Source organism: Prevotella nigrescens, from assembly GCF_031191185.1.
Taxonomy (GTDB): Bacteria; Bacteroidota; Bacteroidia; order Bacteroidales; family Bacteroidaceae; genus Prevotella; species Prevotella nigrescens.
Genome location: NZ_CP133464.1, coordinates 363176 through 376997, shown reverse-complemented (window position 1 = coordinate 376997; position 13822 = coordinate 363176). Strand labels below are relative to the sequence as shown.

The following is a 13822-nucleotide window of genomic DNA, read 5'->3' as shown; positions in this document are numbered from 1 at the left end:
TCTGTCAGGAACTGATACAAACTGCGTCTGAGATTGATGCTATCGCCATCAGAAATCAAAACAATGGGTTTTGAAGAACAAAACAGGCTCTTTTGCATCGCAAAAGGGTGGGTTTTAGAGAGCGAAACAATGGGTTTTAGAAATCGATGCAATAGCAGTCAGAAAATGACACAATAGACATCAGACTCCAATTCAATCATTTCCAAAGGTTGATAGCGCACTCTTCAGAAGCGAAAGTCATATTTATTAAAACTTCTAAATATTGGAACAAACCTTTTATGGTACGTCTCTTTAACGCTCATAAAGTTATTGTACCTTGCTTCCAATCAGGCAATTAAAAGGTTTCGACCACGCAATAAAAAAAGGAAAAGAAAGATGGAAGAAATCAGAATACTTTCCACTACGGCGATATTGGGCTATGGTTTCCCGATGGAATCGTTCGTAGAAGGAATGAAACGTAAACCACATGTAATTGCAGTAGACGCTGGTTCATCAGACCCGGGACCTTATTATCTTGGCGCAGGCAAGTCGTTCACCGACCGCAACTCGGTAAAACGCGACTTGGAAATCATGATTCCTGCGGGCATCGAGGCGAAAGTACCTGTCATTGTAGGTACTGCCGGTGGTAGCGGGGCACGTCCTCACGTAAAATTTGTGCTCGATATCATTCGCGAAATAGCCAAAGAGAAAGGGCTTTCTTTCAAGATGGCAGTAATAGAATCGGAATTTGAGAAAGACTTTATCAAGGAAGAACTTCGCAAAGGAAAGGTAACTCCACTTGCTCCGGCTAAGCCTATCGGAGAGAAAGACATAGACGAAGCCGTTCACATCGTGGCACAAATGGGCGAAGAACCTTACATCAAGGCATTGGAAGAAGGGGCAGACGTTATTATTGCTGGTCGTTCTTACGACCCATCTGTATTCGCAGCCCTTCCAATAAAGGAGGGATTTCCTAAAGGTTTGGCTATCCACTTGGGCAAAATATTAGAGTGTGCCGCTATCTGCGCACTGCCGGGAAGTGGTAGCGACTGTATGTTTGGCTATCTGCACCACGACGATTTCGTGCTCGAACCATTGTCGTCAGCTCGTAAATGTACTACTCTTTCCATTGCAGGACACACTCTTTACGAGAAGACCAACCCATACATATTGCCTGGTCCGGGCGGTGCCATCAACCTGCACGAATGCAAATTCGAACAGGTAGACGACAATAAGGTACGTGTTTCAGGCTCCAAGTTCGTACCAACCGACAAATATTACGTTAAGCTCGAGGGTGTTCGCCGGGTAGGTTTCCGCACTATGTCGCCTGCAGCGGTTAAGGATCCCATCATGATTTCTAAGATAGACGAAATCACAGAGGCTGTTCGCGCTCGCGTAGAGGATAACTTCAAGAAGTACGGCATAACCGATTTCTTCCTCGATTTCAAGATTTACGGCAAGAAAGGCGTTATGGCTATGTTCAAAGGAATAGAGGAATCGCACTCTGATGAACTGCTCATCATTATCGAAGCCGTGGCAGATAGTCAGGAAACAGCCAACACTATCTGCAGCTTTGCACGCAGTACGATGCTCCACTTCGGCTATGAAGGTCGCTATTCCACATCAGGTAACCTCGCCTTCCCGTTCTCTCCATCAGACTGTAAGATGGGCGAAGTTTACGAATTCAACGTCTATCACCTCTTGGAAGTAGACGACCCAACAAGTCTCTTCCCTATCACTTACGTCAATTTCGACAAGGGAGAATGCAAGTAACAAACAGTTTAAGGAGATAAAAACATGGCACAATACAAATTAATAGACGTGGCTTCGGTTATTCGCAGCAAGAATTCGGGGCCTTTCGAACTTACGTTCGATGTCATTTTCAAGGACTTTGATATGTATAATAAGGTAAAGGCAGCCAACATTTTCAACGAAAAAATGTTCTGTGAACTCTACCATATCAAGACAGAAGACATCATTAACATCATTCACTTCGACCCTGCAAAAGCCATCAAAGTAACCATCGTCCGCCCTATCCCATCGGGTTCGTTGGGCGAAACCGATGTGTACGGCGCACAGCAGCACACACCTTTGATGAAGATGACCTTCGAATTGTAACACGAACATAGAGCGAGCCGGCACACGAACCCACACTGTGGGGCGTGCCAACTCGTTCTTTTTTTTACACACAAGTTCTATTATACACTGGGCAACAAGCCCTGCTTACACTGCCTTCCCGCACCAACACCCAGCACGAACAGCAATGATAAACCCACTTCAACAGTATCTTATATCGACGCAATACTTCGCTCCCCGTGGCAAAGAGCGTCTTATATTCCTCGGCGACTACATTTCGCAACGCCACCTTCTCTACACCGATCGCCTTATCGGCATTGTCGGCGATGCAGGTTCGGGCAAGTCATCGCTCATCAAGGGCATGTTTCCCGGATTGGAACTCACCAACGACGACGACGTTATCAATCCCCGCAAAATCCTTTCCATGCGCGAGGCGATTGCATTGGGCGAGATAAAGGAGGCTTCATCGTTCCATTTGGACATTCGTTTCCTTACTGGTTTCATGCAGATGTGGGAGATTGCAGAGTTCGTTAAAACGTTGCTGGAGCACAAAAAGCGTGTCATCGTTGAGCATTTCAACCTGTTACGGAAGGCTTTAGGTCGGAATGCCGACCTCGTTGTTGGCATCGGTGAAGAGATTATCGTAGCACGTCCATCTATGTTCGGACCACTTCCGGAAAGCATTTACGACATTGTGCACGAGTCGTTGAAGTACCGCAAGATGGCGCACACCGCCGAAGAAATCACCCGTTACATACTCGAGGACAACTACGGCATCTATCCAGACAGCTACTACTTCTCCGACATACGCAACGGATTCGTACTGAAGTTCTACAACCACGAAGAGTTTGACATTCAGGAACTTGAAGATAGCGTGAAAGAAGTAATAGACCAGCATCAGCCTGTGGCATACTACGACGAGGAACACATCACCATCGGCGAATGCATTGTAGAGTGCGGAGGTCCTCGCCTGCAGGTTACCAACACCCAAGACATACAGAACTTTGCCTTTGTAAAGGAACTTATGTACGACCCGGACACTAAAACGCACTGCCTGATAGGCATTGTTGACAAGAATTGCGAAAACATTGAGAACCGAAATACACAGTATTTCCTTACAAGAGAAGTATAAATGAGAGAAATTGAAGCATCAAGAATTACGGAGTTGGTAGAAAAACTCTGTATAGAAGCATGTTACGTGCTTGCCGACGATATATACAACAAGCTCGCAATATGCCAGAAACAAGAGAAATCGCCCTTGGCAAGCGAAATCATCGGTACGATAGTAAAGAATGCCGACATTGCCAGAACCGAGCGTGTGCCTATGTGTCAGGACACAGGAATGACGGTTGTGTTCGTCAGAATGGGACAAGAGTGCCACGTTACGGGCGGTTTCATCGAGGAAGCCATCAACCAAGGCGTGCGCCAAGGCTATGCAAACGGCTATCTGCGCAAGTCGGTTGTGAAAGACCCGATAGACCGTGTGAACACCACCGACAACACACCAGCCATCATTCACTACGAAATCGTATCGGGAGATGAGTTCCACATCACCGTAGCACCAAAGGGTTTCGGCAGCGAAAACAAGAGCGGACTGAAGATGCTTACGCCCAGTGCAGGCGTGAAAGGAATCAAGGAGTTTGTCATCGACACCATTTTCCACGCTGGCGGCAACCCCTGCCCACCCATCATCGTGGGCATTGGTATCGGTGGAACTATGGAGCGGGCAGCCTTCCTCAGCAAGAAAGCCCTTCTACGCCCTGTTGGCAGTGTGAGCAAAAAGCCTCACGTAGCCCAGTTGGAGAAAGAATTGCTGGAAGAAATCAACAAGCTCGGCATCGGTCCCTGCGGTTTCGGCGGCACGACAACAGCCCTGCAAGTAAGCATTCTCACCAATGCCACCCACATTGCAGGCTTGCCCGTCTCGGTAAACATTGGCTGCCACGCCACACGACACGCCGAAGGTTCACTCTAAACACGCAAATATAAGAAAACGAATTATGGAAGAAAAACGAATTATATCAGCTCCCTTCACCGACGAAACCATACGTTCGCTCCACGCAGGCGATATGGTTTACATTTCGGGCACTATATATACGGCGCGCGATGCTGCACACAAGCGTCTTTGCGAAATGCTGGACGCAGGCGAACCTATGCCATTCAACTTTGAGGGTCAGGCGGTTTACTATGCTGGCCCCTGCCCTGCCAAGCCGGGACAACCCATCGGTTCTGTCGGTCCGACTACGGGTGGACGCATGGACGCCTACTCGCCACGCCTCATTCAGCAAGGCTTACGCGTCATGATAGGCAAAGGCTCTCGTTCCGAAGAGGTTATCGACGCACTCAAAGAGCACACTGGCGTTTACTTCGCTGCCATCGGTGGTGCTGCCGCCCTTATGGCAAAGGCAGTAAAAGAAGCCGAAGTCATCGCTTTCGACGAGCTCGGCACAGAGGCTATACGCCGCCTCCGTGTAGAGGAACTGCCTGTAATCGTAGCCATCGACCACGAAGGAAACGATATGTATAAGCTCGGTGTAGAGAAATACAGGCAGTAGAAAGGACGTCTTTGATAAGCCAAATGAACAGTGGCAAGCTCGCTTGGACAATGCCATGGCGAGAAAACGCACTTTTCGAAGAATAAAAAAGGAACGAAAGAACATAACTATTTACCATACTCCCACGCTGTTTATCCAAACAGAATGGGAGTATTTTTCTGTGTGGAAGTGCAACCAGAAGAAAACCGTTCCACCGATGAACCATTGTTGAACCGCCCCTGCATAAATGCCTCTTCCCTGCCGTAGGGACGCAACAAATTGCTTCCCTGCACCCAAGAGACTGCTGCATGGAAATGAAGAACGTGATAAATCACGCCTCTACACTATGCAATCCACACCGTTGGTATTCTTATGCGAGTGTTAAAAACCGACGAACACAATTTCAACATTCACCTTTCCTATGGGAAAAATCCTTTTGAAGTCCTCTCGTTATCCTCTCTCCGCACCTTGGTATATTGGTAAAAACAAGCCAATAGGACTGTAAATATATTTTAAAAGCATACATATTGTATAACAACTTAATTATCAGAGCATTATAAAATCTATTATCTGACACTTCAAAAATGGCTCTTTCGCACGGTAAAAGCATGGGTTTTACGATGGAAAAGAGCCGTTTTTGCAACGCAAAAACGCAATCGTTGCCTTTCTTCTGAATTATCTTTACAATACTGTTGTGCTTGTCTGTAAATTGTCAAAAGATTTTCAGACAAAAGAAAACGACGGGCTTCTCAGTCCGTCGTTTCTGTTCTAAGTTAGGTATTAGTTAGTAAGGCACATAAGATTGTTTCAGGATAACGAGCGTAAATGTACGCTATTTTTATCTAATATCAAAATATTTTTATACAAAATACTCCTGATTTAACTAATTTTAGAATAGTGTGCGATAACAATTATCGCAGTTTCCGACTCTCTATCAGGTTTCCGCCGAATATAGGGAATGGCAGGTTTGCATTCAAATAGCATTTGAATGGCATCTGAAAAGGGACTGAATGAATTTTAACAAGGATATGAATGGTGTTTGAAAAGAAAACCAATTGGGAAACAAAGACAGACGAAACGGAACTTCACATCTTTCATATTGTGAAAAAATAAGTGGCATGAAACAGAAAAGTTATCCTGAAACAATCGTCTTCTACCTAATCTATAACTTTAACTGAAGAAAACTTTTATAAACTTAAATATAAACAATTGTAGAGCATCACTGCTCCTGAGAAAATTCAAAATATAGTGCCTAAATACGCAATCTCTACCAAAATGACTCAACGAAAGTAACGTTTTTTCTACCTTTAAGTGTTAGCAAAGATAACAATAAATACTTAAAAGCACAAATAATGAACCAAAAATATTCATTTATTTGCATTTAATTGATTTAAATCAAGTATTCTTTTGCAAGACAACGCATGTTTTTTCAAAAAATTATACGAATGGCAAGCAGACAGCATTCTGTTATTTCAACAAAACAGCTCAAGCACCCTTATAATGCGAAAGGGATAAAAATGAGTTAATTCCTTTGTCATTTCTATTTATTATTAGTACTTTTGCAAAGAAGTTTAAAAAGGTAACAATGATATTGAAGAAGAGAAGGTGGCACTGTCTACCAGGACAAGAACCCACCGAAATGGATAGAAGGATAATGGAATTCGAGAAGAAAGGAAAGCTCGTACCAACTCGAAACCTTATTAAAACCCCGGAACAGATAGAAGGAATACGCCGTGCAGGCGTTGTAAACACAGGCTGCTTAGACGCTGTGGCAGATGCTATTCACGCCGGAATGAATACACAAGAGATAGACGATATATGTATGGCGTTCTGCAAAGAGCACAATGCCACACCTGCATGCCTTAACTACGAGGGCTATCCAAAAAGTGTCTGCACCAGCATAAACGAGGTGGTATGCCACGGAATACCCAAGAAGGAAGACGTTCTGCAGGAGGGCGACATTGTAAATGTGGACATGACGTGCATTGTGGACGGCTATTTTGCCGATGCAAGCCGCATGTTCATCATTGGAAAAACTACCCCCGAGAAAGAACAATTGGTGCGTGTTACCAAGGAATGCCTCGAGATTGGCGCGGCTGCAGCCAAGCCTTACTCGTTCGTCGGAGACATTGGGCACGCCATACAGAAGCATGCCGAGAAGTACGGATACGGCGTCGTGCGCGACCTTTGTGGGCATGGCGTGGGCTTGGAGTTCCACGAAGAGCCTGAAGTTTTGCACTACGGACACAGGGGAACGGGCATGTTGCTGGTGCCTGGAATGGTGTTCACCATCGAGCCAATGATTAATCAAGGTACGTGGAAAGTCTTTATCGATGCCGACGACCCATACGGCTGGGAGGTGATAACAGGCGACGAGCTACCCTCTGCACAGTGGGAACACACCTTCTTAATGACTGATAGCGGAGTAGAAATACTCACACACTAAGCGTAAGACCACTAAACTGCAATGTAGAAAGGCTACATAAGCAGAGTGCCAACAGCACAGGAAGAGAACAATAATGAAGAAAGACGAGGATATTTACATACTTGGTATTGAGAGCAGTTGCGACGATACCAGTGCAGCAGTACTGCGAAATGGTGTAATTCTCAGCAATGTTACCGCCTCACAAGATGTCCACAAGGCTTACGGAGGTGTCGTTCCGGAACTGGCCTCACGGGCACACCAACAAAATATAGTGCCTGTTGTAGACCAAGCCATTAAGCGTGCCGGCATAACAAAGGAACAATTGTCTGCCGTTGCCTTTACACGCGGACCGGGTTTAATGGGCAGTCTGCTCGTGGGAGTAAGCTTTGCCAAAGGTTTTGCACGGGCTTTGGGCATTCCGCTCATAGACGTCAACCACCTGCAAGGACACGTCTTAGCCCACTTTATTAAGGAAAACGACGACGACAACAGCCAGCCTCCCTTCCCCTTCATCTGCCTTTTGGTTTCCGGTGGCAACTCCCAGATAGTAAAGGTGAATGCCTATAACGACATGGAAGTGTTGGGACAGACAATAGACGACGCTGCCGGCGAAGCCATAGACAAATGTTCAAAGGTGATGGGATTAGGCTATCCGGGCGGACCAATCATTGACAAGCTTGCCAGAAACGGCAATCCTAAAGCCTATAAGTTTGCCGAACCCAACGTAGCGGGCTACGATTACTCGTTCTCAGGACTGAAAACGTCGTTCCTTTACAACCTCCGCGAGTGGATTCAGGACGATCCCGACTTCATAGAACACCACAAGAACGACCTCGCAGCGAGCCTTGAGTTTACCATCGTAGACATTTTGATGAAGAAACTGCGCAAGGCTGTTAAGGACACGGGCATCAGACACGTTGCCGTAGCAGGGGGCGTGTCAGCCAACAACGGTCTGCGCAACGCCTTTCACGACCACGCTGCCCGCTTCGGGTGGACCATTTATATACCGAAATTTAGTTATACTACCGACAATGCTGCCATGATTGCCAGCGTCGGAACGTTTAAATACAGAGACGGCAAGTTTGCTTCAATCGACCTTCCGGCTTTCAGTAAAGTTACATTTGAATAGGAATTAACGACTATGGAATTTGAAAGTAAGATATTATCGCGCCAGATTGGCGACCTAATTTATGCATCGGGCTATTCGCTCGGAACTGCCGAGAGCTGCACAGGTGGGCGCATCAGCGAGACCATCATAGCCATTCCGGGAGCCTCAAACTACTTCAAGGGAGGCATAGTGTCGTACACCGACGAGGTGAAAATACGCTTATTGGGTGTTTCTGCCGATACTTTGCAAGAACATACAGCCGTTAGCGAAGAGGTGGCAAAACAGATGGCGCGCGGTGCCATCGAGGCTCTGCAGGTGGATTTTGCCATTTCTGTTACCGGCATAGCGGGTCCGGGCGGTGGCACAACCGACATTCCCGTAGGCACAATATGGATTGGTTACGGCTCGAAAGACGACATACGGACATTCAAACTCACCGAAAACTTCGGCCGGGACATTAATCTTGCCATTGCAACCAATAAGGCAATACGCTTAATGCTCGACTTCCTAAAAGAGAAACTTAGCGATAAATAGGGCAGACAACAAGAGCGAAGCACATGCAGAACCAGACATGAGAGCTTGAGAAAACATAGCTTTTACAACCTCTGTCCTTCGACATTTTCCCGCACAAAGCGGTTGCATGTCTTCCAGACAATAACAGATTGCACGGCCGTACACACAGTGTCTGCAATCTGTTGTTTCGTCTTCACCCCTCGTCCTCCCATTCCTTGTACAAAAGACAATATCTGTTAGAATAATAAGACCACACGTTTACGGACACATTAAAGAATTGACGCATGTCAAGAAAGCCGTTCACATCGAAAAAAACATGTCGAAATATTTTTCAGTATCGGCAAAGCTGTGTACCTTTGCACTGTCATTAAGACAAAAAGGTTATTAGATTGTTTAGGTTAATAGTAATAGATTTAGGTTTTTAGTTGTTTTATTTAAGAAGAACAAAGGAGATTGTTCAAACTAATAGGATTAGTTTAAGGTAATATAAATTAAGATTGAGTAAAGGATAACAAACGATGCGAGATTTTGAGGGGAACGCCGAGAGGCGCGAACCTACAAATCAAGCAGAGGTTAGAATAGGCAGACAGCCTATTTGGACTAACGAAAGCGTGAGACTGTGATGGTCTTGCGCTTTTGCATTATATGGAGTTTAATCTTGTGGAAAGCCCTCAATAACCATCAAACGCTACTGTTTTTAGGGGATTAGGAACATGAAAAATCACGCCTCTACAGCTGCTTGTGGGTTGGTTCTGATACGTTACGAGGAAGAGGAAACGAATGGGTGGACTTGCAATTCATCGCTTTAGACTGCACACTTAACACATATTTTGTGCAATTTTAAGAAGAAAGAGCAAGACAAAAGTGGTGGAATTAAGAAGAAACTTAGTATCTTTGTAGGCACAAAACAAAGATGAAAGGAAAACAATGGATAAACTAATAGTGAACAACTACGAAGAGTTGGCAAGCTATTTGGGCAAGAAACTCGGTGAAAGTCAGTGGTTGGAGGTTAGTCAGGAACGCATCAATCTTTTTGCCGACGCCACTTTAGACCATCAATGGATACATGTAGACACCGCACGGGCAGCAAAAGAAAGTGCCTACAAGAGTACTATCGCACACGGATATCTTACGCTTTCGCTGCTGCCACACATGTGGAGCGAAATCATTGAGGTGCATAATCTGAAGATGATGGTGAACTATGGCATGGACAAAATGCGCTTCGGGCGTCCTGTACTCGCAGGTTCGCACATTCGTCTGGTGTCTTCGCTCGACAGCATAGAGAACTTGCGGGGCATCTGCAGGGCGGGCATCAAGTTCCAAATAGAGATTGAAGGTGAGCGCAAACCTGCCCTGGAAGGCATTGCCACCTTCTTGTATTACTTTGAATAAGCGTAAATGAAAAGCTAAAAAAGGTAGGGGGCTATAAATATCATAGGGTGTCCTAGGAATACTAGGGGCCCTAGTATTCCTAGGACACCTATCAAAACCACCACCCCAAAGCACCCCTTTACGCCTTGCCTTCCAATATTTGTTGTGCATGTTGTACCTGTTCGGGCGTAGGCTCGGGTATTCCTTTCAACGTGTAAGGAATGTGCAGGTTCTCCCATTTATATATTCCCAGCGTGTGATAGGGCAGCACTTCAATCTTTTCAACGTTGTCCAGCGAGGCTATAAATGCACGCAAACGGTGCAGATACTCGTCGTTATCGGTAATCGTAGGCACAAGAACGTGCCGTATCCAGATGGGTTTGCCAATTTCAGACAAGTATCGTGCACAGTCCAAAATGTTGTCGTTGGGCCAGCCAGTCAGCTTTTTATGCTCATCAGAATCAATGTGCTTGATGTCGAAAAGCAACAAATCGGTATATTTCATCAGTTCTTTGAACTTCTCAAAGAAAACTCCTGTGCGCCGGAAAGGCTGTGCCGACGTGTCGAGACAGGTATTTATGCCCTGCGCCTTTGCCTTGCGGAAGAACTCAATGAGGAAGTCTATCTGCAGCAAAGCCTCTCCCCCACTCACCGTTATGCCGCCCTTCGTGCCCCAATAGCTTCTAAAGCGAACGGCTTTCGCCAGCAGTTCGTCTGCTGTCATCAGCTTGTCGGAATGGCTGTCCCATGTGTCCGGGTTATGACAATAACGGCAACGCATGGTGCAACCCTTTAGAAAAACGATGAAACGGATACCCGGTCCATCTACCGAACCGAACGATTCGATGGAGTGTACCTTTGCCAGTGGTTTGCCGTCGGCACGTTCCATGTTCTCAGTATCATACTCTATTGTAGGTATTTGTTCTGCCATGATGTCCTTGTAGTTATTTGTCTGGTGTACAATATCGACCAATTTATATGTCGATTGTGACGGTTTGATGTAAAAAAATAATTGGACCAAACGCGTCAGCCCAATTATTTCTATTCAAATTACTAACTATATATTGATAAAATACGTCTTGTTTACAAAGCTCGTTGCTTACATCTTGCCATGTGCGCGACGTGCTATTACGTCTTCTTGCTGCTCCCTTGTGAGGTCGATAAACTTGACAGCGTAGCCACTGACACGGATTGTGAAGTTTGCATACTCCTCCTTTTCAGGGTGCTCCATAGCATCGATAAGTTTCTCTACACCGAAAACATTCACGTTTAAGTGGTGTGCGCCACGGCTGAAATAACCGTCCATCACACCTACAAGCGTGTCTGTGCGTTCCTCTTCGGTCTTTCCCAATGTGCTTGGAGCAATGGTTTGCGTGTTTGAAATACCATCGAGCGCATACTCGTAAGGCAGTTTCGCAACAGAGTTGAGCGATGCCAACAAGCCATTTTGCTCTGCTCCGTACGATGGATTTGCACCCGGCGACAATGGAGCACCGGCAGGACGACCGTCCGGCATGGCTGGTGTGTACTTGCCATATACCACATTCGATGTGATGGTAAGTATACTTGTGGTGGGTTCAGAGTTGCGATAGGTATGGTGTTTCCTTATCATTGTCATGAACGTCTTGAGCAACCAGACAGCTATTTCGTCGGCTCTTTCGTCGTCGTTGCCATAGCGTGGGAACTCGCCTTCGGTCTCGAAGTCGATTGGGAAGCCCGTTTCATCGCGTACAATCTTAACCTTTGCATACTTAATAGCACTGATAGAGTCTACCACATGGCTAAATCCTGCGATGCCGGTAGCAAATGTTCGGCGCACGTCGGTGTCTATAAGGGCAAGCTCTGCCGCCTCATAGAAGTACTTGTCGTGCATGTAATGAATAAGATTAAGGGTATTTACGTAAATGTCGGCAAGCCATTCCATCATATCCATAAACTTAGGCATAAACTCTTCATAGGTTACTATGTCGCCTTCGATTGGGCGATATGCCGGACCACATTGCTCACGTGTCTTGTAGTCTACACCGCCACTGATGGCGTAAGTAAGGCACTTTGCAAGGTTGGCACGTGCTCCGAAGAACTGCATTTCCTTACCTGTCTGTGTGGCAGACACACAGCAGCAGATTGAATAATCGTCTCCCCAGATGGGTCTCATTACCTCATCGTTCTCGTATTGGATAGAGCTTGTCTTCACAGAAATCTTTGCTGCGTACTTCTTAAAGCCTTCCGGCAGCGCTGGAGAGTACAACACTGTGAGGTTAGGTTCGGGCGATGGTCCCATATTTTCGAGTGTATGGAGGAAGCGGAAGTCGGTTTTTGTAACCATAGAACGTCCGTCCATACCCAAACCAGCTACTTCGAGGGTTGCCCAGACGGGGTCTCCCGAGAACAATTGGTTGTACGATGGAATGCGAGCGAACTTGACCATGCGGAACTTCATGACGATATGGTCGATGAGTTCCTGTGCTTCTGCCTCGGTCAATGTACCTTCCTGTATGTCACGATTGATGTAAATGTCGAGGAATGTAGATATTCTGCCCACCGACATGGCTGCTCCATTCTGTGTCTTAATGGCTGAAAGATAGCCGAAGTAGAGCCATTGTACAGCTTCCCGGGCGTTCTTTGCCGGATTAGAAATATCGAATCCGTAAATTTGTGCCATTGCCTTGAGTTCGTTCAAAGCCTTGATTTGCATTGCAATTTCCTCGCGCAGACGAATGATTTCCTCCGTCATTACGCCATCGCCACAGTTCTTCAGGTCTTTTTTCTTCTCGTTTATAAGGAAATCTACGCCGTAAAGAGCAACACGGCGATAGTCGCCCACGATACGACCACGCCCGTATGTATCTGGAAGACCAGTTAGAATATGGTTGTGGCGTACTATTTTCATTTCATCGGTATATGCATCGAACACACCGTCGTTGTGGGTCTTGCAATATTTCGTGAAAATTTCGTGAAGCTTTTCAGATGGTTGATAGCCATAAGTGGTGCATGCCTGCTCTGCCATCTTGATGCCACCGTAAGGCATGAAGGCACGTTTCAGCGGCTTGTCGGTCTGCAAACCTACTACCTTTTCGAGGTTTTTAAGACTTTCGTCGATGTATCCTGGTCCGTAAGCAGTGGCACTTGACACCACTTCGGTCTCCATATCGAGTACGCCTCCATTGGCACGCTCTTCTTTCTGAAGTTCTTTCAGTCTGCCCCAGAGTTTGTCTGTTGCTTCCGTAGGGCCTGCAAGGAAGTCCTCGTTGCCGTCGTAGCCAGTGTAGTTTGCCTGGATAAACTCGCGCATGTTTACTTCGTCAAGCCACTTTGTGCCTGAAAAGCCTCTCCATTCTTCTCTCATAATAGTATTGTAATTTAGTAAATTATAAGGCTAAACGCATAGTATTACATTAAGCCCATTATCAATTCTCTGTTTATTTCTGGTGCAAAGGTAATTTCTTTCCATATTTATTACAATACTTACTTGTCGGTATTTTGCACTGCACATGTTTTGTAAGATGTGCAAAAACGACTATTTTTCGCTATCTCAATACCTACTTTTAGGTATAAAACCTATTTCAAAGTACCTTAAAATGCAATCTACAGTTTGCAAAACACGACCTATACAGTAATCCATATGCTTATTTATAGGTATCATTATCCATTGTTTTATTGCACCCTTTTTCTGTTCCATAGGTATAATTCCACTTATTTGACGTTAAACAATGCATGCATTCATAATGAGCAATAACATTTTTACGGAATCTTTTTTAAGCGATGATTATCCAACCCTGTTACATTTATTTGTTCGTATGCTTCCGATTATATTGA

The 13822-nt window shown here is 45.6% G+C and carries 11 protein-coding genes; 9 read left to right on the top strand and 2 right to left on the bottom strand.

All coding sequences use genetic code 11. From position 1 onward, the window contains the following. Window positions 1-375: 375 nt before the first annotated feature. The 9 genes from RDV52_RS01385 (at window position 376) to RDV52_RS01345 (ending at window position 10027) form a co-directional block, all read left to right on the top strand. Entirely contained in the window at window positions 376-1752 is a 1377-nt protein-coding gene (locus tag RDV52_RS01385; protein ID WP_040557265.1) for an acyclic terpene utilization AtuA family protein, read from the top strand. Between the two features lie 24 nt (window positions 1753-1776). After that, window positions 1777-2097: a DUF4387 domain-containing protein gene (locus tag RDV52_RS01380; protein WP_004367801.1), complete on the top strand. Its 321-nt coding sequence runs from the start codon at window positions 1777-1779 to the stop codon at window positions 2095-2097. A gap of 145 nt (window positions 2098-2242) precedes the next feature. Continuing rightward, entirely contained in the window at window positions 2243-3187 is a 945-nt protein-coding gene (locus RDV52_RS01375) for a P-loop NTPase family protein (RefSeq protein ID WP_004367803.1), read from the top strand. After that, window positions 3188-4030, top strand: a complete 843-nt coding sequence (locus tag RDV52_RS01370; protein WP_004367805.1) for a fumarate hydratase — start codon at window positions 3188-3190, stop codon at window positions 4028-4030. Window positions 4031-4055: 25 nt separating this feature from the next. Beyond that, complete coding sequence (locus RDV52_RS01365) at window positions 4056-4610, top strand: Fe-S-containing hydro-lyase (protein ID WP_004367806.1); 555 nt, start codon at window positions 4056-4058, stop codon at window positions 4608-4610. 1564 nt (window positions 4611-6174) lie between these two features. Next, window positions 6175-7035 (top strand): type I methionyl aminopeptidase, encoded by an 861-nt coding sequence (map, locus tag RDV52_RS01360; RefSeq protein ID WP_004364151.1) that lies wholly within the window; start codon window positions 6175-6177, stop codon window positions 7033-7035. Window positions 7036-7108: 73 nt separating this feature from the next. Further along, on the top strand, window positions 7109-8143 hold the full coding sequence (gene tsaD / locus RDV52_RS01355) for a tRNA (adenosine(37)-N6)-threonylcarbamoyltransferase complex transferase subunit TsaD (protein WP_004364152.1): 1035 nt from the start codon (window positions 7109-7111) through the stop codon (window positions 8141-8143). A 12-nt stretch (window positions 8144-8155) separates the two neighbouring features. Then, on the top strand, window positions 8156-8656 hold the full coding sequence (locus RDV52_RS01350; RefSeq protein ID WP_004364153.1) for a CinA family protein: 501 nt from the start codon (window positions 8156-8158) through the stop codon (window positions 8654-8656). 906 nt (window positions 8657-9562) lie between these two features. Beyond that, entirely contained in the window at window positions 9563-10027 is a 465-nt protein-coding gene (locus RDV52_RS01345; RefSeq protein ID WP_004367814.1) for a MaoC family dehydratase, read from the top strand. 118 nt (window positions 10028-10145) lie between these two features. On the opposite strand, the gene pflA is transcribed toward RDV52_RS01345, so the two are convergent. Continuing rightward, window positions 10146-10937 carry a pyruvate formate-lyase-activating protein gene (pflA, locus tag RDV52_RS01340; RefSeq protein WP_004367815.1) on the bottom strand — a complete coding sequence of 264 codons (792 nt, stop codon included), beginning with the start codon at window positions 10935-10937 and terminating at the stop codon, window positions 10146-10148. A gap of 168 nt (window positions 10938-11105) precedes the next feature. After that, window positions 11106-13352, bottom strand: coding sequence for a formate C-acetyltransferase (pflB, locus tag RDV52_RS01335; protein ID WP_004367816.1), 2247 nt, complete (start codon window positions 13350-13352; stop codon window positions 11106-11108). Window positions 13353-13822: the final 470 nt, after the last annotated feature.